The sequence below is a fragment of the Lentzea kristufekii genome, from assembly GCF_033949925.1.
GTDB classification, from domain to species: Bacteria; Actinomycetota; Actinomycetes; order Mycobacteriales; family Pseudonocardiaceae; genus Lentzea; species Lentzea kristufekii.
In genome coordinates, this window is sequence record NZ_JAXAVV010000018.1 from 115,852 (window position 1) to 140,492 (window position 24,641).

General features: G+C 68.7%; 20 protein-coding genes. 13 read left to right on the forward strand and 7 right to left on the reverse strand.

Annotated elements, in window-relative coordinates:
- Positions 1 to 7: 7 nt before the first annotated feature.
- Together SK571_RS31725 and SK571_RS31730 are read left to right on the forward strand one after the other, a co-directional pair.
- A complete protein-coding gene (locus SK571_RS31725; RefSeq protein ID WP_319987767.1) occupies positions 8 to 559 on the forward strand; it encodes a DivIVA domain-containing protein in 552 nt (183 codons plus the stop codon).
- 121 nt (positions 560 to 680) lie between these two features.
- The gene (locus SK571_RS31730; RefSeq protein WP_319987768.1) at positions 681 to 1,430 is read left to right on the forward strand and encodes an SDR family NAD(P)-dependent oxidoreductase; all 750 of its coding nucleotides are present in this window, start codon (positions 681 to 683) and stop codon (positions 1,428 to 1,430) included.
- Here the strand turns inward: SK571_RS31730 and SK571_RS31735 are convergent.
- Together SK571_RS31735 and SK571_RS31740 are read right to left on the reverse strand one after the other, a co-directional pair.
- A complete protein-coding gene (locus tag SK571_RS31735; RefSeq protein WP_319987769.1) occupies positions 1,387 to 2,721 on the reverse strand; it encodes a hypothetical protein in 1,335 nt (444 codons plus the stop codon). The genes SK571_RS31730 and SK571_RS31735 overlap by 44 nt on opposite strands.
- Positions 2,718 to 3,950 carry an MFS transporter gene (locus SK571_RS31740; protein WP_319987770.1) on the reverse strand — a complete coding sequence of 411 codons (1,233 nt, stop codon included), beginning with the start codon at positions 3,948 to 3,950 and terminating at the stop codon, positions 2,718 to 2,720. Before SK571_RS31740 ends, SK571_RS31735 begins: the two co-directional genes overlap by 4 nt.
- A gap of 113 nt (positions 3,951 to 4,063) precedes the next feature.
- Here SK571_RS31740 and SK571_RS31745 point away from each other — a divergent pair, with 113 nt between their 5' ends.
- The 5 genes from SK571_RS31745 to SK571_RS31765 all read left to right on the forward strand — a co-directional run bounded on the left by SK571_RS31745 (position 4,064) and on the right by SK571_RS31765 (position 8,111).
- Positions 4,064 to 4,504: a gamma-glutamylcyclotransferase family protein gene (locus tag SK571_RS31745; protein ID WP_319987771.1), complete on the forward strand. Its 441-nt coding sequence runs from the start codon at positions 4,064 to 4,066 to the stop codon at positions 4,502 to 4,504.
- A gap of 106 nt (positions 4,505 to 4,610) precedes the next feature.
- On the forward strand, positions 4,611 to 5,531 hold the full coding sequence (locus SK571_RS31750; RefSeq protein WP_319987772.1) for an O-methyltransferase: 921 nt from the start codon (positions 4,611 to 4,613) through the stop codon (positions 5,529 to 5,531).
- Positions 5,519 to 6,577 (forward strand): diiron oxygenase, encoded by a 1,059-nt coding sequence (locus SK571_RS31755; RefSeq protein WP_319987773.1) that lies wholly within the window; start codon positions 5,519 to 5,521, stop codon positions 6,575 to 6,577. The genes SK571_RS31750 and SK571_RS31755 overlap by 13 nt, the downstream gene beginning before the upstream one ends.
- Positions 6,574 to 7,122 (forward strand): GNAT family N-acetyltransferase, encoded by a 549-nt coding sequence (locus SK571_RS31760; protein WP_319987774.1) that lies wholly within the window; start codon positions 6,574 to 6,576, stop codon positions 7,120 to 7,122. The genes SK571_RS31755 and SK571_RS31760 overlap by 4 nt, the downstream gene beginning before the upstream one ends.
- On the forward strand, positions 7,119 to 8,111 hold the full coding sequence (locus SK571_RS31765; RefSeq protein WP_319987775.1) for an SIS domain-containing protein: 993 nt from the start codon (positions 7,119 to 7,121) through the stop codon (positions 8,109 to 8,111). The genes SK571_RS31760 and SK571_RS31765 overlap by 4 nt, the downstream gene beginning before the upstream one ends.
- Before the next feature lie 57 nt (positions 8,112 to 8,168).
- On the opposite strand, the gene SK571_RS31770 is transcribed toward SK571_RS31765, so the two are convergent.
- Positions 8,169 to 10,649, reverse strand: coding sequence for a DNA gyrase/topoisomerase IV subunit A (locus tag SK571_RS31770; RefSeq protein ID WP_319987776.1), 2,481 nt, complete (start codon positions 10,647 to 10,649; stop codon positions 8,169 to 8,171).
- A 31-nt stretch (positions 10,650 to 10,680) separates the two neighbouring features.
- Complete coding sequence (locus SK571_RS31775; protein ID WP_319987777.1) at positions 10,681 to 14,187, reverse strand: ATP-binding protein; 3,507 nt, start codon at positions 14,185 to 14,187, stop codon at positions 10,681 to 10,683.
- 566 nt (positions 14,188 to 14,753) lie between these two features.
- Here SK571_RS31775 and SK571_RS31780 point away from each other — a divergent pair.
- Genes SK571_RS31780 through SK571_RS31795 form a run of 4 tightly spaced genes read left to right on the forward strand, consistent with a single transcriptional unit; the run spans position 14,754 to position 20,266 of the window.
- A complete protein-coding gene (locus SK571_RS31780; protein WP_319987778.1) occupies positions 14,754 to 15,926 on the forward strand; it encodes a pyridoxal phosphate-dependent aminotransferase in 1,173 nt (390 codons plus the stop codon).
- A 46-nt stretch (positions 15,927 to 15,972) separates the two neighbouring features.
- Positions 15,973 to 17,571, forward strand: a complete 1,599-nt coding sequence (locus SK571_RS31785; RefSeq protein ID WP_319987779.1) for a DUF4331 domain-containing protein — start codon at positions 15,973 to 15,975, stop codon at positions 17,569 to 17,571.
- Positions 17,568 to 18,860, forward strand: coding sequence for a tetratricopeptide repeat protein (locus SK571_RS31790; RefSeq protein WP_319987780.1), 1,293 nt, complete (start codon positions 17,568 to 17,570; stop codon positions 18,858 to 18,860). Before SK571_RS31785 ends, SK571_RS31790 begins: the two co-directional genes overlap by 4 nt.
- Entirely contained in the window at positions 18,857 to 20,266 is a 1,410-nt protein-coding gene (locus SK571_RS31795) for a nickel/cobalt transporter (RefSeq protein ID WP_319987781.1), read from the forward strand. Before SK571_RS31790 ends, SK571_RS31795 begins: the two co-directional genes overlap by 4 nt.
- Positions 20,267 to 20,333: 67 nt before the next feature.
- Here SK571_RS31795 and SK571_RS31800 read toward each other — a convergent pair whose 3' ends face one another.
- Together SK571_RS31800 and SK571_RS31805 are read right to left on the reverse strand one after the other, a co-directional pair.
- Positions 20,334 to 21,092, reverse strand: coding sequence for an anti-sigma factor family protein (locus tag SK571_RS31800; protein WP_319987782.1), 759 nt, complete (start codon positions 21,090 to 21,092; stop codon positions 20,334 to 20,336).
- Between the two features lie 207 nt (positions 21,093 to 21,299).
- Complete coding sequence (locus SK571_RS31805) at positions 21,300 to 22,049, reverse strand: TetR/AcrR family transcriptional regulator (protein WP_319987783.1); 750 nt, start codon at positions 22,047 to 22,049, stop codon at positions 21,300 to 21,302.
- Positions 22,050 to 22,147: 98 nt separating this feature from the next.
- Between SK571_RS31805 and SK571_RS31810 the strand changes: the two genes are divergently transcribed.
- Positions 22,148 to 23,092, forward strand: coding sequence for an ATP-binding cassette domain-containing protein (locus tag SK571_RS31810; RefSeq protein WP_319987784.1), 945 nt, complete (start codon positions 22,148 to 22,150; stop codon positions 23,090 to 23,092).
- Positions 23,089 to 23,868: an ABC transporter permease gene (locus SK571_RS31815; protein WP_319987785.1), complete on the forward strand. Its 780-nt coding sequence runs from the start codon at positions 23,089 to 23,091 to the stop codon at positions 23,866 to 23,868. Before SK571_RS31810 ends, SK571_RS31815 begins: the two co-directional genes overlap by 4 nt.
- Here the strand turns inward: SK571_RS31815 and SK571_RS31820 are convergent.
- Positions 23,785 to 24,540 carry a lipopolysaccharide kinase InaA family protein gene (locus SK571_RS31820; RefSeq protein ID WP_319987786.1) on the reverse strand — a complete coding sequence of 252 codons (756 nt, stop codon included), beginning with the start codon at positions 24,538 to 24,540 and terminating at the stop codon, positions 23,785 to 23,787. The genes SK571_RS31815 and SK571_RS31820 overlap by 84 nt on opposite strands.
- Positions 24,541 to 24,641: the final 101 nt, after the last annotated feature.

A 24,641-nucleotide genomic window follows, 5' to 3' on the forward strand; every position in this document is an offset into this window, starting at 1 on the left:
GACGGCAGTGAGTGTCGACAGCAGGACTGAGCTCGTACCGCTGCGCACGTGGTTCGGGCTCCGATGGCGCGGTTACGACCGCGACGAGGTGGACGACTACGTCGCCGAGCTGGAAGCCGAGCTTCGCCTGGTCACAGCCGACCGCGACGCGTCGGAGGCCCGTGCGGAGGCCCTGGCCGCCAGACTGGTCTCGGTCCAGGAGGAGAACGCCGCCCTGCAGGACGGCCTGCACCGCATCTGCCTGACCCCGATCGACCTGAAGGGCCTGCCGGAACGGCTCGCCCGGATGGTCGCCCTGGCCGAGGAAGAACGCCGTGAGGTCATCAGGGATGCCCAGCTCAAAGCGTTGATGATCGTGGGCGAGGCCGAACAACGAGCCCGCCGGCTCGACGAGGAGGCGGCCGCGAAGCGCGAGGGGATCCGCGAGGACTTCCGGCTCGCGATGTCGGCCCGCCGGGCCGAGGCGATGCGCGCCCTGGCCGAACTGCGCAACGTCGCCCGTGACGAGGCGGACCGCATCGTCGCGGAGGCGAAGATCCAGAGCCTGCACATCGAGTAGCCCGAGCCCTTTTTGGGAGGATCAGGCAAGAAGCCGACAGCTTTGATCTCCTCGCGACACCACCTCACCTGGTCTGCTTGGTTCATCCCAAACCAAGCAGACCAGGACAGGCGGTAGGAAAATGTCAGTCGCGATCGTGACCGGTGGCAGCTCGGGCATCGGCTGGAGCACTGCGGTGGAACTGGCCGGGCGAGGCGCCGCCGTGATCCTCACCTACAGCTCGAACGAGGCGGGCGCCAAGCAGGCCGTCACGGCCATCGAGCAGAACGGCGGCAAGGCCACCGCGCTGCACCTGGACGTCGGCCGCAGCGACACCTTCGCGGCGTTCCGGGACCAGGTCGCCGAGGTGCTGCGCGGCTGGGGCCGCGACGAGTTCGACGTTCTCGTCAACAACGCGGGCTTCGCCCAGACCGCCCTGTTCCCCGACACCACCGAGGACCTGTTCGACAGGTTCTACCGAGTGCTGCTCAAGGGCCCGTTCTTCCTCACCCAGACGCTGCTGCCGCTCCTCGCGGACGGTGGCGCGGTGGTCAACACGACCAGCAGCTCCACCGAACACGCCGAACCCGGTTACTCCGGCTACGCCACCATGAAGGGCGCCCTGGTCGTGCTGACGCGCTACCTGGCCAAGGAACTCAGCCCGCGGCGCATCCGCGTCAACTCCGTCTCCCCCGGTGCCACCCGCACCAGGCTGGGCGACGACGCCTTCGAGAAGTTCCCCGAGGTGATCCCCGCGCTGGCCGCCAACACCGCGCTGGGCCGGGTGGGCGAGCCCGACGACGTGGCGGTGGCGATCGCGGCGCTCGTGGGCGACGACGGACGGTGGATCACCGCCCAGAACGTCGAGGTGTCCGGCGGCTTCGGCCTCTAGGCGCGTCTCGGCAGATCCGCGGCTGGCAGGTGAACGCGGCGGCCACCCTGGCCTTGGAGTTGGCACCGAGGTTCACGACCGCGCCACCACCCTGCGGCACAGCGCGGATGAACGTGCCGGCGAAGCCTTCCGGTGTCACGAACAGACCCCAGGCCGGGATCCACTCCCGCACCTCCCCGGTCTCCGGGTCGGCCACCGGTTCCGGTTCGGCGGTCACGCGCCGTTGCACGACGTAGGACCGCCGAACCGCCTGGTCCAGCAACTCCTTCCAGGCGGTCTCCGGCGTTTCCCAGCCCGCCACGACACCGTGGCCACCGAAGTCGCGTGGAGGCTTCACGATCAGGCTCTCGCGCTCGTCGACGCACTGGTCCACGAGGTCGGCGGTGAGCGGCCTCGTCCAGGGCAGCACCCTGTCGACCAGTGCCCGTTCGGCTTCTGACGTCCACCGCGCGTCGGACAGCAGCGCCAGCGCTCCCTTGTTGGACCACAGGGAGCTGCTCATCGGCGTGAAGAGCGCGCACGTGCCGTTCTCGTGCGCACGCAGGATCTGCGCGATCACCTCGGAGTTCGCCGGCACGTGGTCCACGGTGAAGTACCGCAGCACGACGTCGGCTCGCGTGTCGCCGACGAACAGCCGCCCGGAACGGGTGCGCACCTCGCTCAGCCCGCCGGCCACCGCGTGCAGGCCGAGCCGGGAGAACGCCTCGACGAACGAGCCGAGGAGGTCGCGGTACGCGGGCAGGTCGGCGTCCGCGCACAGCAACGCCACCACCGGGTCCGGCACCGCGGACGCCGCCCGCAGCGACCGCACGACCTCCGCCGCGGTGTCGACGTGGCCCAGTCCGTGTTCCTCGGCGAACGAGGCGAACGCGGGCACACCGAGCAACGCCTGGTGCAGCGAGGCGTTGTCCAGGCCGCCCAGGTCGCTGGCGACGTTGAACTCCAGCATGGTGAACGAGGAGCCGTCGCGGTAGAAGTCCGCGCGGCCGTAGTGCACGGGCGGGCCGTCGTAGTAGGACGAGAGCAACCCGGACGTCACGGGATCGATGCCCAGCGTCGCGCAGTACCGCGTCACGTCACCGTCGAACACGCGCCGCGGCAACGAACCCAGCAGATCCAGCACGGCGATCGCGTCGCGGGCGCACGCCAGCAGGTCGGGCTCCGGCACGAAGAGCGGGCGGGACAACAGGGTGCCCGACCAGTAGTGCCGGTAGGCGGGCGGCAGGTCCGCCGCGGCGACCGCGCCGGCCAGCGCGGGATCCGCGACGTACCGCGCCGTCACCGGGTTCACGCGGTCACCGCCTGCGGCAGGTCCCGCAGCTTGCGCAACGGCGAGGCCAGCAGGACCAGTGCCGCGCAGAGGAAACCGGCCGCGGCGATCACGAGCGACCAGCGGGCGCCGAGCGCGGTGCCGAGCACGCCGCCCACGACGGCTCCCAGCGGCAGGGCGCCCCACATCAGGAACCGCACGCTCGCGTTCATGCGGCCCAGCAGGTGGTCGGGACAGATCGCCTGGCGGAAGCTGAGGTTCGACACGTTGAACACCGACAGGATCAGGTGCAGCAGGAAGAAACCGGCCGCGAAGAACGCCAGCCCCCAGCCGGGGAAGGTCAGCGGCAGCAACAGGAACGCGGGCACGCACGCGAACTCGGACACCCAGATCGCACGCGAGCGGCCGATCGAGTCGGCGATGCGCCCGGCGACCAGCGCGCCGATCAACCCGCCCACACCGGCGAGCGCCAGCATCAGGCCGACCATCGACTCGGACAGCCGCAGTTCTCCCACCAGCAACACGACGACCAACGGCTGCGTGATGCCGTAGCTGAAGTTGAAGATCGTGGCCGCCGCCGTGGTCGCACGCAGCAACCTGTTGCCCAGCACGAACTTCAGGCCCTCGGCGATCTCGGTCCGCAGCGAGCGCTTCTCCGCGCGCACCGGCCGTTCCTCCACCACGGGAATGCGGGACAGCAGGAACGCGGAGGCGAGATACCCGACCGAGGTCAGGAACACCGCGTTCGCTGCACCGAGAGCCTGCGACAGCACACCACCGAGCGCCGGCCCCGCGGCGACCGCCGTCGACCGGCTGGACTCGAGCCTTCCGTTGGCCGTCACCAGTGCCGTGCGGCCGACCAGCGCCGGAACGTACGACTGGTACGTCACGTCGAACACGACCTGCGCGAGCCCGGCGGCGAACACCACGACCAGCAACTGCGGGAACGCCAGCAGGTCGAACCACCACAGCAACGGCACGAGCGCCAGCAGGCCCGCGCGCAGCAGGTCGCAGGCGATGAGCACGGGACGGCGGCGCACCCGGTCGGCCAGCACCCCCGCCGGCAGGGCGATGAGCAGGAAGCCGATCGTCTGGGCGGCGGACAACAGACCCAGCTGGAACGGCGTCGCCGCGAGCGCGGTCGCCGCCAGCAGGCGCACCGACACGTCACTGACCTGGCCGCCCACCACGCTGGCCGTCTGACCGGCCCACAGCAGTCCGAAGCCGCTCCCCCGCGGCGCGCTGTTCACCCGCGCACCGTCACACGGGCCCATTCCACCCGCAATACGCTGTGGCGGAACTCACCCACCGTTTGGTACCATTTCCACATCCCGCCGGGAGACCGCCTGGAACAGTCGGCGTCATGACCGTCGCCACCGAGGGCAATCGGCTGTCGTGCCGGCCCGACGTATTGTTCGCCTACGGGAGTCTCACGTTTCCCGAAGTGCTCCAGGTGCTTCTCGGTCGCGTTCCGGAACTCGTCACCGCGAAAGCCTCCGGATGGCGTATCGCAGCTTTGCGAGACCGGCCGTTCCCGGTTCTCGTTCCGGGCGACGGAGCGGCGGAGGGCGTCCTGATCCTCGGGCTCACCCACGACGAATGGCGAATCCTCGACGCGTTCGAAGCGCCTTCCTACGAGCTGCGCGAACTCGACCTCGACGTCGGCCGCGGCTGGACGTACATCGCCGGCGCCCAAGCTGACGCCGAATGGGGAATTCTTTCACTCGATTGGACCAGGGACAGCTTCGATCTGCCGCCCTACCTGCGGCGATGCACGGAATGGCGGCAGCGGCTCACCATCTGAACCACGCCGCCGGCCAGCATGCGGAAACCTGCGGTGACCTAGGGCACATATCGTTGCGAACAAAGCAAGATCCCCGCCTATAGTCGCTGCCAACAGGGGGATTCACATGACTGGCATCTTGCGGTCGGGGACGGCGCACGCCATCATCGACACCGCTTTGCGCAACCACGTCGAGTACCGGGATTTCCGCGACGGGCTCATGACCCGTCCGGACTACTCGCGCTGGGTGGAATCACAGTTCGAGGCGTTGAGCGAGCTCGGGCTCAACCTGGACAAGCAGAGCCTGTCCACTCGTTTTCCGCCGGATGATCACGCCTGCGTGACGAACGTTCTCGCCGCGCTCGCGAAAAACGGGCTGATCGCGGACACCGACTATCCGGTGGACGAATTCGAGGACTTCGCGGAACTGGTCTCGAAGAAATGGGACCACGGCGACCGGACCACGTTCATCTTCCCGGAGGAAGCGCGGCTGATGTTCGCGCTGGCCCATCGGACGAGGCCGCGCAACGCCGTCTTCCTCGGCTCCTACTACGGGTACTGGGCGGTCTGGGCGCTGCCCGCCGTGGCCGCCGCGGGCGGGCGCGTCACCCTGGTCGACATCGACCCGGACGTGATGGCGCTGGCGGAGCGCAACATCGCCGAGCTCGGCTACTCGCACCTCGTCGACTTCGTGGTGGCCGACGCCACCGAGTACGCGCGCACGCTCAGCGACGTGGACCTGTGCGTGCTGGACGCGGAGGGCCCGCTCGACGCACCGGACCCCGACCTGCGCGACAAGGCGATCTACTACCCGCACACGCGGGCGATCAGCCATGCGCTGCCGCAGGGCGCGCTTCTGGTGGCGCACAACGTGTTGCTGCAGAACCTCACCGACAACGCCTACTTCGCGGGCCGGATCGCGAACAACGAGGCGCAGTACGCCAGGTGGACGGCGTACCTGGACGAGCACTACGACGTGCACCAGGTGTTCCCGACCTCCGAAGGCGTTGGCGTGTACCGGAGAAACGGGTCGCCGTGTGCGGGATAGCCGGACTGTTCATCGGTTGTCCCGCGCTCGCGGCGTGTCCGAAGAAGGCGCTGGCCGCACTCGCCGCCGCCACCACCGCGCCGGACGACGGCACGGTCCCCGAGGACGTGCCCGAGTACCGCTCGCCGTTCGCCACCTGGTTCGAACGTTCCAGCGTGCGGCAGGCCCCCCGGCGCGTGCTGGAGGACGGTGAGGACAAGCACGCGTTCTCACCCGACCTGGTCCCGCTCGCGAGGCACGCGCTCGTCCGCGCACTGCCCGGTGACGTCTTCGGCGAGGTGCTGACCCAGCACCTGTACCGGTACCTGGACTTCACGACCAAGCTGGAACACCTGGTCGTGAACCGCACGGTGCTGGGCATCGCCCACCGGACCGTGGGCGTCGAACTGCCCGAAGAGATGGTCTTCGACGCGTACAAGATCTACTGCGACGAGGCCTACCACGCCGTGTTCTCCGCCGACCTGCTGCGGCAGGTGCGGGCGCGGACGGGCATCGCCCCGAAGCTGGTGGCCGAGCCGTACTTCACCACGCGCCTGCGGCAGATCCAGGACTCGCTGGCACCGGAACTGCGGCCCCTCGCGGAGCTGCTGTTCGTGGTGTGCTCGGAGACGTTGATCTCGGCCACGCTGGCGGAGGTTCCCGAGGACCCGCGCGTGCACGCCGCCGTGCGCGACACCATCCGCGACCACGCCCAGGACGAGGGCCGCCACCACGCGTACTTCGCGTCGTTCCTGAAGTACCTGTGGGCACAGCTCGATCCCGCCGTCCGCCGTGAGCTCGGTCCGCTGCTGCCCGACCTGGTGCTCGCGTTCCTGCACCCGGACCTGCCCGCCGTGCGCGAGGAACTGCTCGGCTACGGCCTGTCCCGCGACGACGCGGAGCAGGTGCTCGCCGAGGTGTACGACGAGCACACGGTGCGCGAGTACGCCCGGGACACCGCACGGCTCACGTTGCGCCACTTCGCGTCCGTCGGCGTGCTCGACGATCCCGCCGCACGCGACCGTTTCGAGGAACTCGGCCTGCTTGAAGGAGCTCTGCTGCGATGACCACGTCCGTCGCGACGACCATCCGGGACGCCACCGCCGCCGATCTGGAGGCCGCGCGGGCGATCTACAACCACGCGGTGCTGCACACCGACGCCACCCTCGACACCGACGAGAAGACGCCGGACCAGATGTCGGCGTGGCTGGCAGCCCACAGCGGGCGCAACGCCGCCGTGGTCGCCGAACGCGACGGCGAAGTCATCGGCTACGGCACCCTGAGCCCGTTCGCGACGCGCGGCGGGTACTTTCCCAGCACGGAGATCTCGATCTACATCGCACCCGGCGCACAGGGCATGGGCGTCGGCAGCGCGCTGACCGGGCACCTGGTGGACTTCGCGCGCGAGGAGGGCTACAGCACGATCATCAGCTTCAACACGGACACGAACATCGCGTCGATCAGGATGATCGAGCGGTACGGGTTCGTGCGCACCGGCGTGATCCAGCACATCGGGGTCAAGCTGGGCAAGCTGGTGAACCTCGCCGTCTTCCAGCTGATCTTCACCGAGAACCTGCCGCGCTACCAGGACGAACAGGACGCCACCGCATGACCGACCTCGCCTTCGACCAGCACGTCGCCCAGCAGCCGGACGTGGTCGCGTCCCTGCTCGGCACCGGCCTGCCGGCACTCGACCCGGACCGCCCGATCGTCTTCACGGGCATCGGCACGTCGCTGCACGCCTGCCGGATCGCGGCGGCGTGGACGAGGATCGTCACCGGAGGTCGCGTCCGCCCGGCCGCCCTGGACGCGCACGACCTGGCGCTGACCGAGTCTGTGCAGCCGTCCGACCAGGTCGTCGTGGTGAGCCACCGCGGCACCAAGCGGTACCCGAACGAGGTGCTGGCGCGAGCCCGCGAGGCAGGCGCCGCCACGATCGCGATCACCGGCGCGGGCGTCAACTCCCCCGTCGCCGACGCGGTCGTCCGCACCTGCCCGCAGGAGAAGGCCAGCACGCACACCGTCTCCTACACGGCCGCACTGGCCGTGCTGGGCAGCCTGGTGGCGCAGACGTTCGACTCGGCCGACCTCGCCAAGGCCCTCGCCGACGCACCCGAAGCGATGCGTCAGACGCTGCCCCTGCCCCTGCCGTCCGACGCGGTGAACGCCGTCGTCACCGGCACCCCGACGCTGGTCACCGGCACCGCACTCGACGCGATCACGGCGGACGAGGCAGCGCTGAAGCTCAAGGAAGGCACCTACCGCTGGGCCGAGGGCCTGCACACGGAGTTCGCGCTGCACGGCACCCCCGCCGTGTTCTCCTCGTCCACGGCCGCGTTCCTCATCGGCTCCCCCGACGACGGCGGCAGGACCGCGGACCTGCGAGGCCTGCTCGACACCCTGGGCGCGACCACGTTCACCGTCTCCGAGACCGGCGACGTGCGCTTCGCCGAAACCCACCCGCTCGCGCGCCCGCTCGTCACCGTGCTGCCGTTCCAGCGGCTCGTGTCCGCGGCCGCCGGCCTTCTCGGCGCCAACCCGGACCTGACGCACCTCGAGGCCGAGCCGTGGGCGGGCGCCATCAAGGCCGTCCAGCTCTGAGGCCTGCCCCGGGCACGGGACAGCCGGCGAGCAGGTCTCGCCGGCTGCCGAGCCTTGCTAGTCCCGTTCGATCAGATGTCCGATCACGTCCGGACCGGGGTGCGCGTGGCCGGAGCCGTCGCGACGCGGGTCGATGGCCGGCAACTCCACCGGCGCGCCCTTGTCGTCCGCCCCCGCCGGGCGGGAGCCGATCCACGCGAGCACCAGGTGCGTCTCGCCCTTGAGGAAGCGTTGCGACCGCACGCCGTTCGTCGCGCGGCCCTTGGCCGGGTACTCGCTGAACGGGGTGACCTTGACGCTCTGGCCGGACGAGGTGACGACCATCGGCTCGCCGTGTTCGTCGTCGTCCGTGCGGATCGCACCGAAGAACACCACGTGTGCGTCGCCGCTCAGGTTGATGCCCGCCATGCCGCCGCCCTTGAGGCCCTGGGGCCGCACGAGTTTCGCGTCGTAGCGCAGGAGTGACGAGTCGGAACTGACGAACGCGAGGGTTTCGCTGCCGTCGGTGAGCCAGGTGCAGCCGACGATCTCGTCGCCGTCCTTGAGCGAGATGACCTCGAACTCGTCCGAGCGGACCGGCCACTCCGGGACGCAGATCTTCACGGTGCCCAGCTTCGTGCCGAGCGCCATGCCCGGCGAGTCCTTCGGGTCGAGCGGTGCGATGCCGACGACCTTCTCACCCTTGTCGAGCGGCACCAGCTCGGACGCCGCCATGCCGCCGCGCATCGAGACCGTCCCGCTCTGCTCTGGCAGCACGGGTAGTGGCAGCACGTCCGTCTTGAAGGCGCGGCCCAGGTTCGAGATGAGGACGACCTGGCCTCGCGCCGTGGAGTGCACCACGGCCGACACCGCGTCGTGTTTCACGCGGCCCGCCCGGCGCTTGCCCTCGGAGGCCTCCTCCGACTCGGCGGCGGTGCGCGCGACGAGGCCGGTGGCGCTCAGGATGACCTGGCACGGGTCGTCCGCGACCTCCAGCGGACCGGCGGGCTTCGACGCCGCCAGCACCTCCTTGAGGTCACCGTCGATGAGGCTGGTCCGGCGCTCGCCGCCCAGTTCCTTGGCCACGGTGGCGAGTTCGCTCGACACGAGCTTCTTGAGAACGCCCTCGTCGTCCAGGATCGCGCTCAGTTCCGCGATCTCCTTGCGCAGCTTCTCCTGCTCGCTCTCGAGTTCGAGCTTGTCGTAGCGGGTGAGGCGGCGCAGCGGCGTGTCGAGGATGTAGGAGGCCTGGATCTCCGACAGCTTGAACTGCTTCATCAGGCCGTCCTTGGCGGCCGCCGCGTTCTCGCTGCCCCGGATCAGCTTGATGACCTTGTCGATGTCGAGCAGGGCCAGCAGAAGGCCCTCGACGAGGTGCAGGCGTTCCTCGCGCTTGCGGCGCCGGAACTTCGTGCGCCGAGTGACGACCTCGTAGCGGTGCTGGAGGAAGACCTCCAGCAGTTCCTTGAGGCCCAGCGTCTGCGGCTGGCCGCCCACCAGCACCAGGTTGTTGATGCCGAACGACTGCTCCATCGGCGTCAGCCGGTAGAGGTCGGCGAGCAGGGCCTGCGGGTTGACACCGACCTTGCACTCGATGACGAGGCGGATGCCGTTCTCGCGGTCGGTGAGGTCCTTGACGTCCGCGATGCCCGTGAGGCGCTTGGACTTGTTGACCTCGTCGGTGATCTTCTCGACGATCCGCTCCGAGCCCACGCCGTACGGCAGCTCGGTGACCGTGATGGCCTGACGGCCACGGCTGCCCTCCAGCGGGCCGATCTCGACCTTGGCGCGCATGCGGACGACACCACGACCGGTCTCGTAGGCCTTCCGGACCTCGTCGAGACCGAGCAGGATGCCACCGGTCGGCAGGTCGGGCCCCGGCACGAACTCCATGAGCTTGTCGAGGTCCGCGCCGGGGTGGTTGATGAGCCACCGCGCCGCGCCCACGATCTCGCGGAGGTTGTGCGGGATCATGTTCGTGGCCATGCCGACCGCGATGCCGGACGTGCCGTTGACCAGCAGGTTCGGGAACGCCGCCGGCAGCACGGCCGGCTCCTGCAGCGAACCGTCGTAGTTCGGCCGGAAGTCGACCGTGTCCTCGTTCAGCTCACCGACCAGCTGCATGGCGACCGGGGACATGCGGCACTCGGTGTACCGGGACGCGGCCGGGCCGTCGTCCGGGCTGCCGAAGTTGCCGTGGCCGTCGATGAGCGGCTCGTTGAGGCTGAAGTCCTGAGCGAGGCGGACCAACGCGTCGTAGATCGCCGTGTCGCCGTGAGGATGGAACTTGCCCATTGTGTCCCCGACGACGCGTGACGACTTCACGTACGCGTGGTTCGGCCGGTAGCCGGCCTCGTGCATCGAGTACAGGATGCGCCGGTGCACCGGCTTGAGGCCGTCCCGCGCGTCCGGCAGTGCCCGCGAGTGGATGACCGAGTACGCGTACTCCAGGTACGAGTCCTCGATCTCCGTCTTCAGCGAGTTGTCGAGCACCTTGGCGCCGGCCCGGTCGAACGCGGCTGGGTCGACCTTGGTCGTGGGTCCCTTGCGGCGTGCCATGACTTCGTGACTCCGTCTGTCTCTTGAAGGCTTAGAGGTCGATGGCCGACTGGTCGACCCGTGCGGCGGACTCGACGAGCCAGTTGCGGCGCGGTTCGACCTTCTCGCCCATCAGCAGTTCGAGGGCTTGCTCGGCGGCTTCGACGTCGTCCATGGTGATGCGCCGGACCGAGCGGGTGGAGGGGTTCATCGTGGTGTCCCACAGCTCGTCCGCGTCCATCTCGCCCAGGCCCTTGAACCGCGGCACCGGCGTGACGACCGTCTTGCCGGCCTTCTCCAGCCTCGCGACGGTCTGCTCCATTTGGCGCTGGGTGAAGGTGAAGTGCGTCTCGGCGTTGCGGCCGCGCGTCATGACCTTGTGCAACGGGGGCATGGCCGCGTAGAGGCGGCCGTCCTCGATCACCGGGCGCATGTACTTGGCGAACAACGTGATCAGCAACGTGCGGATGTGGCTGCCGTCGACGTCCGCGTCGGCCATCAGGATCACCCGGCCGTACCGCATCTGGGACAGCTCGAAGGTGCGGCCCGTGCCCGCGCCCAGGACCTGGACGATGGACGCGATCTCGGCGTTGCGCAACGTGTCGGCCAGCGAGGCCTTCTGGACGTTGAGAATCTTGCCGCGCAAGGGAAGCAGCGCCTGGTACTCGGAGACGCGAGCCATGCGAGCGCTGTTGTGGACGAACACACCGGCTTCAAGTGCGAAGTTGTGGTAATCGTCGACGGTGAGGTCGTAGACGTCCTCCCGCTCGGGCAACGCCTCGACGGACGCGACGGAGTGGTTCACCATCGACGCCGCCTCACGCAGCCGCGTGAAGTCGTCGTCGTAGTGCGCCAGGACCTTCAGGAACTTCAGCCCGGTCTTCGCGTTCTGCTTGCGATCGAGCTCGTAGGACAACGCCAGCTCGAGGTTCGACGGCGTGTCCAGCATCGGCGCCATCCGCTTCAGCGCGGCGATCCGACGGCCTTCGACCTGCCTGGCGACCCGCTCAGCGCGTGGAGTCGACTCCACGTACCGGCGACGACCCTTCTGGACCTTCTCCAGGTGACCGGTGGAGGCATCAGCCATCCGCTGCTTCATCCGAGCCGAGTGCTCGCGGCCGAACTCCGGGTTGTTCTCGTGCCACGCGAGGACTGCGTCACGCTGGCGCTGACGCTCAGCCGCGTCCGCGAACTGCTCGGTCGTGGTGCGGGAACGCCAGGCGAGAAGTTCCTCGTCCTGCCACTGCAGGAGGGACCGCTCACTCCACTCTTCCCGCTTGCCGGGCTGCGTGAAGAACGCGCGCACCCTCTCTGCGGCGGCGGCGCGGTGCTCGGGCTTGGCCCAGTACTCGGCCTGGAGCGCACGCAGGCGCTCGGCGTAGGCCGCCTTCTCGTCATCGCTCAGCGCTGCGTACCAGTCCAGGAAGCCCTGCTCGATGCGAGCACGGAACTCCGGGTCCTGGTTGCGCTCAGCGAGCCGAGCGAGGCAGGAGGCGCGGAAATCCGGGTTCTTCCACTGCTCGGAGAGCATCGCGGATTTGAACTCGGTGCCGCCGGCTGCAAGCCATGCGCGGTAGCCCTCGTGCACGTGCTCGCCCATCATCGCGGCGTGCAGCGCTGCGTGGTCCTCCCACGTCATGCGCTTGAGGTTGCGCGGGTCGTTGTTGCGCTTGTCGACGTCGACGTGATGCCGGACGTTGCCGTCCTCGGTCCTGTCGAAGCCGTGACGCAGGTTGTAGGCGTCGGCAAGGTAGTGGGTGTAGACCCATTCCTGCCGGTCGTTCATCCAGACCCGCTCGTAGCCGTCGAGGTTGTGTCCCTCCGCCTTCGAGGACACCGACCGGTACAGCGGCATCAGCGAGTCGCCGGGCTGCAGGGCGTCCGCGCGGCGGTACGAGCCGTCACGCAGCCGGAACAGGTGGTCTGGCGTGCATCGCACGGACTCACCGTTGTCCAAGGTGACGCGAACGAGCTGCGCGCCCTTCTTGGTCAGCCGCGGCTCGACCAACGGCACGACGGCGACGCGACCGGCCTTGTTGGTCGCATATCCGAAGTGCGTCACACCGCGCTGCCAGTCCTCGACCAGTTCGTGGAACGACAGCGACTTCCCGGACGCCAGTGCAACCCTGGTTTCGCCGACAAAGCAGCCCAACGCGCTGTCGCCTTCGACGAGGAACAGCTCAGAACGAGCCACGCCGGTGGTGCGGCAGTCGACCAGCTTGGCCGGCATCGCCGCGCCCTCCAGCGCGGTCTTGCGGCGTGCCGCGTCCTTCTGCTGCTTCTGGGTGAGCCGGACGCGCGAGGCGTCGACGACCTTCTGCAGCACGGTCTTGGCTTCGAGCTTGGTCTTGCGGTCTTCGGTCCAGGCGCGGATCTGCTGGTCCACGATGCCCTGCAGCACCTTGGTGATGCCGGCGGTGGAGAGCTCGTCCTTGGTCTGCGAGGTGAACTGCGGTTCGGGGATGCGGACGTGGATGACGGCAGTCATGCCTTCGAGCACGTCGTCCAGGGTCGGCATCTCCTCCTTCGGCTTCAGCAGGCCGCGGGTCTTGGAGATGGCGTCCTGCACGGACTTCAGCACGGCGCGGTCGAAGCCGCGGCGGTGCGTGCCGCCGTGCACGTTGCGGATGGTGTTGGTGAAGCATTCGACCGTGCGCTCGTAGCCGGTGCCCCAGCGCAGTGCGACCTCGATCTCGGCCTGACGCTCCACTTTGGACCGCATCACGCCGTTCTCGTCGGCGGCGTTCTCGAAGTAGGTGCCGCTGCCGGTGATCACCAGCGTGCCGGAGACGGCGCGGTCGCCGGCGGGCGCCAGGAAGTCGACCATGTCGGTGAGGCCGTTGGGGTACTGGAAGACCTCTTCGGAGATCGAGTCTTCCAGGGCGGTCCGCAGCACGTAGGTGACGCCGGGCACGAGGAACGCCGTGTTGCGCAGCTTCTGGCGGACGGTCTCCACGTCCAGGGCGGCGCCGTTCTCGAAGTAACGGGCGTCGTACCAGTAGCGGGTCGAGGTGCCGGTCGACTCGTTGCGCTTCATCTTGCCGACGACGTTCAGCCCGTTCTGGCGGGTGAACTTGGCCTTGGGGCCGGGGCCGTCGAAGACTCCGGGGACGCCGTGGGCGAACGACATCGCGTGGACCTTGCCACCGCGGCGCACCGTGACGTCGTAGCGGTGGGAGAGGGCGTTGACGGCGGAGGCGCCGACGCCGTGCAGGCCGCCGGAGGTCTTGTAGCCGGAGCCGCCGAACTTGCCGCCGGCGTGCAGCTTCGTGAGCACCAGTTCCACACCGGACAGACCGGACTTCGCGTGGACTTCGGTCGGGATGCCGCGGCCGTCGTCGTCGACCTGGACACTGCCGTCGGCGTGCAGGGTCACCACGATCTTCGTCGCGTGGCCCGCGACGCCCTCGTCGGTGGAGTTGTCGACGATCTCGCTGAAGAGGTGGTTGATGCCCCGGCTGTCGGTCGACCCGATGTACATGCCTGGCCGTTTGCGTACGGCCTCCAGACCTTCCAGATGGGTGAGGTCGTCGGCCCCGTACAGGGTCTCTGCGGTCACGGGTATTGCTCCCTGATTGTGTGCGGACTGCCAGCAGGGTATCCGCACCCGCTGACAATTTTTTGCAGGACGCCCGTGACGGTCGCGGAAACCGCCCTGGGTGGTGCGTCACAGAGCCCGTGCCGCGGTCTTTCACCGACCGAAGTCTCACGCAGAGCAACGAATCTTACCGCCGACGTGCACACAGCGTCACAAGGGGGTGACCGGGCGGGCGTTCGGTCCTGAACGGCCGGCTGGGTCACCGCCTCCACCACTTCCGCTCGACGGGGTTCGCACACCCGCGATCAGGACGGGATACCCGTTTTGACGCCGGCTCACGCCGGCCGGGCGGATCCGATACCGGAAGTCAGCGCTGAGCCCCGGCGCCTTCGGTCTGTCCGCTGTGGACAGTCAGGGAGCCCGCGAGAACCGGGCGGACCGGCGTCGGCCCGAGGCCGGGAAACCGGAGTGGGCGAGGTTGCGCGCGAGACCGTTCCGAGACCTTCCCGCAACGGACCCGTGAACCGCGATGAACATCGGCACGTATGCCCCGGTGTCGGAAACGGATCGAAGGACGGAGTGGTCGCGTGCGGCATGGTGTGGACTCGGGTCTCTTCCAGCAGACCGCCCACAGCCCGTCCTACTTCGAGCTGTCGCGGACGGGTGCGGGTGAGCTCGTCGACTTCTGCATCCCGTGCAATCCGTACTTTCCGACGCCGGAGATGTTCGACGAGCTGTCGAAGAACCTGGAATCGGTCCTCAAGTTCTACCCGAGCGATTCCAGCAAGATCGCGGACCAGCTCTCCAAGGTGCTGGGGCTGAACCCGGCGACGCTCGCGATGTCGAACGGCTCGACCGAGCTCATCACGTGGATGGACCACCTGTGGGTCCACGAGAGCATCGCCATCCCGATCCCCACCTTCGGGCGCTGGACCGACCAGCCGATGGAGAGCAACAAGCGCGTCGACATGTTCCTGCTCCAGGAGAGCAACAACTTCGAGCTGGACGTCGACGAGTACATCAAGTTCATCCGCACCCGTGGCAGCAGGGTCGCGGTCATCTGCAACCCGAACAACCCCGACGGCGGCTACCTGCCGCGCCGGGAGATCATCCGGTTCATGGACGAGCTGTCCGACCTCGACCTGGTCGTGATCGACGAGTCGTTCATCGACTTCGTCGAGGTCGAGCGCAACCCGTCGGTCGCCGCCGAGGCGTCCATCCGGCCCAACGTGGTCGTGCTGAAGAGCCTCGGCAAGAACTTCGGCCTGCACGGCATCCGGTTCGGCTACCTGGTCGCGAACCCGGGACTGGCCGGGAAGATGCGCAAGGCGCTGCCGAAGTGGAACCTCAACTCCCTCGCGGAGACCGTCGTGTTCATGCTGGCCGACCACGAGGCCGAGTACGCCGAGAGCCTGCGGCTTCTCAGCCGCGACCGCTACCGCATGGGCGTGGAGCTGTCGCGCATCCCCGACCTGACCGTCTACTCGTCGCAGGCGAACTTCCTGTTCGTGAAGCTCGGCGGGGGCATGGACGGCCGCGAGCTGCGCGACCACCTGCTGGCCAAGCACCAGGTCTTCATCCGCGAATGCGGCAACAAGCTCGGCATGACCAGCAAGTTCGCCCGGCTGGTCGTGCGGCCCGAACAGGACGTGGAACGACTCGTCGAGGGCATTCGCGACTTCACCCAGGCGCGGTGGACGAGCCATGCGGTTCACGCGAGCCACTCCAGCGAACCGTCGCTGCTCATGCACAGCGCCTGAACGAACGCACAGCACCCTGAACTCATCTCCGAAAGGTTGCCCACAGATGTCATCACCGCACGCCCTCAGCGGTCGGCGCGGCCAGGTGGCTGCGGCCGCGCTGGTGGCCGCCACACTGCTGAACGCGGCCATGTTCGGCGGTACCAACGCCACGGCGTCGTCTCACCGCGAGGCTCCGCTCATCGCGGGTGACCCGGCCGTGGACAACACGGACCTGTACGCGTTCGTGAGTCCGGACCACAAGGACACCGTGACGCTGGTCGGCAACTGGTCAGGGTTCCAGGAACCCAACGGTGGCCCCAACTTCTTCCCGTGGGCCGAGGACGCGCAGTACGACTTCAACGTCGACAGCGACGGTGACGCCAAGCCTGACGTCACCCTGCGGTTCACCTTCCAGAACGACGACCGGCGCAAGAACACCACGTTCCTGTACTCCAACGGTGTCGTGGACTCGCTCGACGACGAGAACCTGCTGTTCCGGCAGCGCTACGACCTCGAGGCGATCTACCAGAACGGCCAGAAGGTCAAGCTGGTCAAGAACGCCCCGGTCGCGCCGTCGCCGAACGGCCCGGCGTCGATGCCGGACTTCAAGAAGCTGCGCGACCAGGCGATCACCCAGATCGCCGGTGGCGGCAAGGTCTACGTGGGCCCGTCCGAGGACGCGTTCTTCGCCGACCTGCGGGTGTTCGACCTGCTCTACGGCGGCAACCTGAGCGAGGTCGGCCAGGACACGCTGCGCGGCTACAACGTCAACACCATCGCGATCCAGCTGCCCAAGCAGGCGCTGGCGTTGCGCAACGACGCTCACCGCAACCCGAACATCGGCATCTGGAGCACCACGCAGCGCCGCACCCTGAAGCTCTCGCCCGGCAAGGCGGAGGCGGTCGGCGACTTCGTGCAGGTCTCCCGCCTGGGCAACCCGCTGGTGAACGAGGTCGTGGCCCCCGCGGGCCTCAAGGACGCGTTCAACGGCCTGCGCCCCGACCAGGACGCCGGCGTGAAGGAGCTCGTCGACCGGGTCGTGAACCCGGAGCTGCCGAAGCTCGTCGAGGCGATCTACAAGATCCCGGCACCGCAGGGTCAGCGCGACGACCTGGCCGAGATCTTCCTGACCGGCATCACGAAGAAGCTCGGCGCGCAGATCAACGCCGACCTGAACTCGCAGGTCAACAACCAGGACGTGGACGCACGGCGGTTCCGCCCGTCCGAGATGCTGCGGCTGAACATGATGATCGAGCCGAACGCCAACCCGAACCGCCTGGGCCTGCTCGCGGGTGACACGCAGGGCTTCCCGAACGGCCGTCGCCTGACCGACGACGTGGTGGACATCGCCGTGCAGGCGATGGAGGGTGCGGCGGCGTCCGGCAAGCTCGTGGACGCACTGGCCACGGGTGACAAGGTCGACGCGAACGACCAGCCGTTCGAGGCGAACTTCCCGTACGTGGGCCTGCCCCGCAACGGCACCGCCGTCAACGCCTCGGGCACCACGGCCGAGGTCGCGGTCAACCCGGTCGGCAAGATCGGCAACATCGACCCGATGGCCATGACCACGGCGGTCGGTTCGGCGTTCGTGTTCGGCGCCGGGTTCCTCATCTGGCGCAAGCGTCAGCAGCAGATCCGCAAGTACGGGTCGCACTCGAAGTGAAGTACCAGCAACGGCAGGCCGTCGCGGTGGTTCTCCTGGTCACCGCGGCGCTTGCCCACCTCGCCGCCTCCGGTCCTGCCGACAGCAGGGCCGGGGGCGCGCCCCCTGTTCCGGCAGTGGCGCAGCAGAACCGGATGCACAAGGTGGTGCACCAGCTGCAGCAGCGGTTGCACGCGGTTCCGCAGGACAGCTCCTCGTGGGCGCAGCTCGGTTCGTCCTATGTGGAACTGGCGAGGGTGACGGCCGATCCCGCGTACTACGCGAAGGCCGAAGGCGCACTGAAGAACGCGGGTGACACGGGCCTTGCCGCGATCGGCATGGGCACGCTGGCCAACGCCCGCCACGACTTCCACGCGGCCCGCGACTGGGCACTGAAGGCGATTGCCGCACTGCCCGCCTCCGCGGAGGCGCACGGCGTGCTGGCGGACGCGTTGACGCAGCTCGGCGACGACGCGGGCGCGCAGGACGCGGTGCAGAAGATGCTGGACCTCAAACCGAACACGGCGTCGTTCGCCCGTGCTTCCTTCCACTTCGAACTCCACGGCGACGTCGATGGTGCCCGCGACGCGATGCAGCGTGCGCTGAAGGCCTCCACGACACCCGAGGAGATCGCGTTCTGCCGTTACCGGCTGGGCGAACTCGCGTTCGACCACAACCGGCTCGACGAAGCCGCTGAGCACTACGAGCAGGGACTGGCGGCGAGAGGAGACGACATGACTCTCACTCAAGGGATGGCCAAGGTCACGGCGGCACGGGGCGACGTCCCGGTGGCGCTGGAGTCGTACCGCAGGCTCGTGGCGCGCGCTCCCCTGCCGCAGTACCTGCAGGAGTACGCGGAACTGCTGGAGGCCAACGGGAAGACCGAAGAGGCCGCCCAGCAGTACGCGGTGCTCACCGAGCAGCAACGACTGATGGAGTCCCAGGGTGCTTCCGACGATCTGGCCGCGGCCCTCGTCGCCGCAGACCGCGGTGATGGCATGCAGGCGCTGCGCCGTGCGGAAAGCGAGTGGAGCCGCCGTCAGAGCGTCTTCGTCGCCGACGCCATGGCGTGGGCCCTGCACGTCAACGGAAGGGACGCGGAGGCGTTGAGCTACTCCGACCGCGCGGTGGCGCTGGGCTGGCAGAACGCCACGTTCTCCTACCACCGCGGCATGATCCTGGCCGCGCTCGGCCGGGTCGCCGAAGCCCAGGAGGCACTGGTGCAGGCGCTCAGGCTGAACGCGAACTTCTCCCCGCTGCAGGCGTTGAAGGCGGGCCGCAAGCTCGCGGAGCTCCGAGGCGGCCGGTGAGCCTGTCCAGCTGGGTGGTGCGGCCCGTCCTGGTGGCCGTGTTGTTGCTCGCCGGCATCTTCTTCATCAACGGCGAGGCGTCCGCCCACCCGCTGGGCAACTTCAGCGTCAACCACTACCACGGGCTGCACCTGCACCCGGACCGGATCGACCTGCGGTCCGTGGTCGACGTGGCGGAGATCCCGACGCTGCAGGAGAACCTGAAGGCCCGCGACGCGAAGCAGTGGTGCGACGAGGTCTCCAGGACCGACCGCTCCACCGTGGACGGGCGGCAGATCTCCTGGACGCTCTCCAGTTCCACGAAGGAGCACCCGGCCGGGCAGGCCGACCTGAGCACGACCCGGCTGGTCTGCGAGTTCACCGCCAGGGTCGACCTGGGCCGCCCGGCCAGGCTGGAGTTCCGCGACGAGTCGAACGCCGACCGGGTCGGCTGGCGTGAGATCACCGCCGCCGGCACCGGCATCAGGCTGACGGACTCGCCGGTGCCGACCGAGAGCATCAGCGACGAGCTGCGGACGTACCCGGAGGACCTGCTCAGCAGTCCGATGGACGTCCGTTCCGTCGTGTTCAGCGCCGAACCGGGCAGCGGGTCCGAGCCGAAGATCGCCTCCGGCTCCCCCGTCCAGTCGTTCAGCGTCACGGCGGCCAGGCTCAACGACATCCTGGGCAGCGACGACCTCACGCCGTGGCTCGGGTTTTTGGCGTTGTTGCTGTCGTTGGTGCTCGGCGCCTCGCACGCCGCGTTGCCCGGTCACGGCAAGACCCTCATCGCCGCCTATCTGGCCGGACGACAGGGCACGCCGAAGGACGCGTTCACCGTCGGTGCGTCGGTCACGGCCACGCACACCGGTGGCGTGCTGGTTCTCGGCTTGGTCATCAGCGCGTCCAGCGCGCTGGCCGGTGAACAGGTGCTGCGCTGGCTCGGGCTGGTCAGCGGCGTGCTGATCGCGGTGATCGGCGTGATGCTGCTGCGCTCGGCCCTGTCGGCGACCCGCGAACCCGCACTCGCCGGAGTTGCGACGGGGCACGGACATGGTCACGGGCACGGTCATGGCCACGGACATGGGCACGGGCACGGGCACGGGCACGGGCACGGCTACAGCCGCGCGAGCCTCATCGGCATGGGCGCGGCCAACGGCCTGGTCCCCTCGCCGTCCGCTCTGGTGGTCCTGCTCGGCGCGATGGCGCTGGGCCGCACGTGGTTCGGCGTCCTGCTGGTCCTCGGCTACGGCATCGGCATGGCCGGCACGCTCACCGCGGTCGGACTGCTGCTCGTGAAGGCGCGGGATCGCGTCGAAAGAATCCTGGACGGCCGTGCCACCCGCCTGCTGTCGCATTACGCACCCGTGGGCACGGCCGCGACGGTCATCGTCGTCGGCGCCTGGCTGACATTGCAGGCGGTCTAATTACACCAATGCAAGACGAAGGGCCCGGATTCTCACCGAATCCGGGCCCTTCCGCTTGTTTCCGCCCTTACAGGTTCGCCACCACGAACTGCTTGCCCTCGGTGTTCTCGACCGCGATCGACTGCACCTGGTCCGACGGGACGCTCACCATGCCGCGCACCGTCGCGCCCTCGACCCTCGCCTTCTCGGACGAGGTCCACGCGAACGCCTCGGACTTCGTGCCGTCCTTGGCGATCACGACCAGCTTGCACTTCTGCAAGGCCGGCAGACCGTTGATCTTGGCCGTGACCAGGTACCGGTCCTGCGACGACGGTTCGATGCCCGCCACCAGCTTGATCCCGCCGGTCGCCGTCGCCTCGCCCGTGCGAGGTCCGGCGATCGACGTCTGCGGCGCCTGGTTCTGCATGAACACCGCGGCACCCCCGAACGCGACCACCGCGGCGACTGCCGCGGCGGCGAGATAGCCCGGCCAGCGCCGGGGCCTGGCGTGCAGCGGTTCGGGAAGGTCCTCCACCGCCTGCGGACTTGCTCTCGGGCCTGGGGCGGCCTCCCGCTGCTGCGGGATGACCGACTCCTGCCTGATCTGCCGCAGCGTGCGCTGCAGCAGCAGGTCCGACGGCATGGGCAGGTCGTCCTCGAGCTCGTGCAGAAATGCCTCACGAGGCACGTCGTCAAGTGCTGTCCGGATCCGATGGAAGTCGGCGACCTGCGCACGGCAGGGCGGACAGCCCCGAAGGTGCTGCTCCACGCCAAGACTCTCGTGCGCGTCCAGAACGCCGAGCGCGTAGCAGCCAAGGGTGACCGCGTCGTGCGCGCCAGCTGTCATACGACCTCCTCGTCGTCCCGATTCGACCCCCGCGGCGAAACGGTGTCACGAAGGAAAACGGGCAGATAGGAGTGGTCGGTTCAGCGTTCGAACGAGTTCATTCTGATTGCGCATAACAATGGCATTACGTAACCGCCCAACTACCCTTCTGCCTCGCGCTGAGCTGCGCTTTTCACTCGATCGGACGACTCAAGGTGCCATGATTGACTACAAGCACGTCTGTGGACGAACCAGCGGTCGTTCCTCGGACTCAATGAACACCGCGAGGCCGTCCAGGACCCGCGCGAGGCCGAACTCGAACTCGTCGAGGAGGCGTTCGAAGCCGCCCGAGTTCCAGATGTGGGTCATCATCGGCAGCCGGTCCGGCGTGAAGTGCTCCCAGAGCGCCTCGCGGCCGTCCCACCAGTCCTCCTCGGACACGCCGGTCTCCCGCTCGGCCTGGACGCGGTCCGCCATCGTGCGGCCGACGCCGTCGACGAAGTGGGACACGGTCGTCACCACGGCCACGATCTCCTCGGGCGCGAGCCCGAGCTCCGACACGGCGGCGTAGGCCGCGTCCTGGCGGGTCATGGCGTGCGGGCCGGGCATCCGCCGCGAGGTCGTCAGCTGCAGCATCCACGGGTGCGCGCGGTACATCGCCCACACCTGCCGGGCGAAGAACTCCAGACCGGCGCGCCACGGGCCCTGCGGCGTGGGTTCGGTCTCGCCCCACACCGCGTCGACCATCAGGTCCAGCAGCTCGGACTTGCCCGGCACGTGCCGGTAGAGCGACATCGCGGTGTTGCCCAGCGTCTCGGCGACCCGGCGCATGGTGAGGGCGTCGATGCCGTCGGCGTCGGCCACCTTGATGGCCGCCTCGACCACTCGCGACTGGCTCAGCGCGGCCTTCGGTCCCCTGGTCGGCTCGGCCGGCGGCTCCCACAACAGGCGCACGCTCCGGTCACGATCGCTCTTCACCCAGCCCCCTTCACAAACCTGCTTGCTGTGAATCCTAGAACCGTGTACAACGTACACCCTGTGTACAAAGTAAGCAGTTAAGCCACGGGGGTGAAGTCGTGGGACACGCGGTGCTCGCGGAAGGCCTGCGCAAGAGATTCGACGAGAACTGGGCGCTGGACGGGTTCGACCTGGCCGTGCCCGCCGGAACGGTGTGCGGGCTGCTCGGCCCGAACGGCGCCGGCAAGACCACGGCCGTGCGCATCCTGGCCACCCTGCTGCGCCTGGACGGGGGCCGGGCCGAGGTCGCGGGCCACGACGTGGTGCGCGAGGCACCGGCCGTGCGCCGTCAGGTGGCGTTGAACGGTCAGCAGTCCACGGTCGACGACGTGCTGACCGGCAAGGAGAACCTGGTCATGTGGGGGCGGCTCTACCACCTCTCGAAGCGCCAGGCCGCGGCACGAGCGGACGAGCTGCTGGAGCAGTTCGGGCTCACCGACGCCGCGGACAAGCGGGCCAAGCAGTACTCGGGCGGTATGCGGCGGCGCCTGGACCTCGCGTCGAGCTTCATCACGGCGCCGTCGGTGCTGTTCCTCGACGAACCGACCACCGGCCTCGATCCGCGCAACCGCGGTGAGGTCTGGCGGGAGGTGAAGCGGGTCGTCGCGGAGGGGACGACGGTCCTGCTGACCACGCAGTACCTGGACGAGGCCGACCAGCTCGCGGACCAGATCGTCGTGATGGACACCGGGCGGGTCGCCGCACAGGGCACGCCGGACCAGCTCAAGTCCAAGCTCGGCGGCGACCGGATCGAGGTCGTGGTCCGCAACGCCGACGAACTGCCGGTCGTGGCGGACGTGCTGGGCCCGGACGCGGAGGTGGACCCCGACTCGTTCCGGGTGAGCGCGGCCGTCGCCGACCGGGTGGCGGCGCTGACGCGGGTGACGTCGGCACTGGCCGCGAAGGGCGTGGAGGCGGAGGACATCGCGCTGCGGCGACCGACGCTCGACGAGGTCTTCCTCGCCATCACCGGGCACAAGGCGGTCTCGGAGGTGCGGGCATGAGGTACGCGGTCGTCGACTCGTGGATCGTCGCGAAGAGGGACCTGATCCACTGGGTGCGCGAGCCGGTCAGGGTGTTCGCGAACCTCGCCTACCCGGTCATCTCGGTGCTGATCTTCGGGCTGGTGTTCGGCAGCGCGATGAACGTCTTCGGCGGCGGCGACTACATCGAGTTCCTGCTGCCGGGCATGTTCGGCCAGACCATCGCGTTCGGTGTCGGCTCCACGCTGATGATGGTGTCGATGGACGCGGACCGGGGCGTCACGGACCGGTTCCGCGCCTCGCCGATGTCGCAGACCGGCGTGGTGGCCGGGCGCAGCATCGCGGACCTGGTGAACTCGTCGCTGGAACTGCTGGTGCTCGCGCTGTGCGGGCTGATGATCGGCTGGTCGTTCCACGACGGGCCGCTCAACGCGCTGCTGGCGTTCGCGCTGTTCCTGTGGCTGCGGTTCGCGCTGGTCTGGGTAGGCATCTACATCGGCCTGCTGGTCAAGCCGGAGGCGGCGCAGGCGTCGTGGATGTTCCTGTTCCCGCTGACGATGTTCGCGAACACGTTCGTCTCGCCGGAGCTGATGCCGGGCTGGCTGCGGGTGGTCGCGGAGTGGAACCCGCTGTCGTCGACCGTGGCGGCGGCGCGTGAGCTGTTCGGCAACCCCGGGGTCGGCGGCGACTCGTGGGCCGCGCAGAACTCGTTGCTACTGGCGGTGCTGTGGCCCGCGGTGTTCGTGGCGATCTTCTGGCCGCTCTCGGTGCTGAAGTACCGCAACCTCAGCCGCTAGACCGTCACTTTCCAGGAAGTCGGTCCGGAACTGGTCGGCGAGCCACTGCGCCAGCAGTCGCCGCCAGTTCCGGACCCTGGCCAGGTTCTCCCGTGTCAGCGTCCGGTCGGCCTCCCACTGCCGCCAGTCCTCGCTCGCGAGCCAGCCGATGCACCCGGCGATCCGGTGCACGCGCAGCAGGTTCGGGTCGGGCCGGGAGCCGTACCCGGCCCAGAACGCCTGGGGCAGCACGGTTCCGTGCAGGTAGAGGTGTTCCTCGAACGCCGCCAGCTCGTCGAGCGGGTTGCCCAGGCCGGGGTTGTCCCAGTCGATCAGCGTGGCCGCGTCCTCGCTGACGATGATGTTGTGCAGGTTCACGTCGTTGTGCAGCAGACCGACCTCGTGGATCTTCGCGAACGCCTCGCCGACGCGCCACCAGACCTCGTCGGACACCGGCAGCGCCTCCGCCAGCGTCCGGCCCTCGACGTACTCGACCAGCACGTCACCCCGGCCGTTGTGCGCGAGGACCTCCGGCGCGCCGGGCACGACGAACTTCGGCAGGTCGCGTGCCACCTTGGGTTGCCGCAGCACGGCTTTGCGCCCGTCGGCCAGCGTCACGAGGTGCAGGACGTTGGTGAGGCCCTCCCCCTGCAGCGGCTCGACGCGGACGGCGGTCTCCAGCAAACGGAACAAACACCCACCTCCAGTAGCAATCGGTGTAACACAAGACACATCGGACAGATATGGAACCTCGGGGGTGCATTCGGCGGCGAAGACGCATGGAGGCATACCGA

Coding starts and splice junctions, on each gene's coding strand:
- SK571_RS31730 (WP_319987768.1), top strand. CDS start 681: ATGTCAGTCGCGATCGTGACCGGTGGCAGCTCGGGCATCGGCTGGAGC.
- SK571_RS31745 (WP_319987771.1), top strand. CDS start 4,064: ATGACCGTCGCCACCGAGGGCAATCGGCTGTCGTGCCGGCCCGACGTA.
- SK571_RS31750 (WP_319987772.1), top strand. CDS start 4,611: ATGACTGGCATCTTGCGGTCGGGGACGGCGCACGCCATCATCGACACC.
- SK571_RS31760 (WP_319987774.1), top strand. CDS start 6,574: ATGACCACGTCCGTCGCGACGACCATCCGGGACGCCACCGCCGCCGAT.
- SK571_RS31765 (WP_319987775.1), top strand. CDS start 7,119: ATGACCGACCTCGCCTTCGACCAGCACGTCGCCCAGCAGCCGGACGTG.
- SK571_RS31770 (WP_319987776.1), bottom strand. CDS start 10,649: ATGGCACGCCGCAAGGGACCCACGACCAAGGTCGACCCAGCCGCGTTC.
- SK571_RS31785 (WP_319987779.1), top strand. CDS start 15,973: ATGTCATCACCGCACGCCCTCAGCGGTCGGCGCGGCCAGGTGGCTGCG.
- SK571_RS31800 (WP_319987782.1), bottom strand. CDS start 21,092: ATGACAGCTGGCGCGCACGACGCGGTCACCCTTGGCTGCTACGCGCTC.
- SK571_RS31815 (WP_319987785.1), top strand. CDS start 23,089: ATGAGGTACGCGGTCGTCGACTCGTGGATCGTCGCGAAGAGGGACCTG.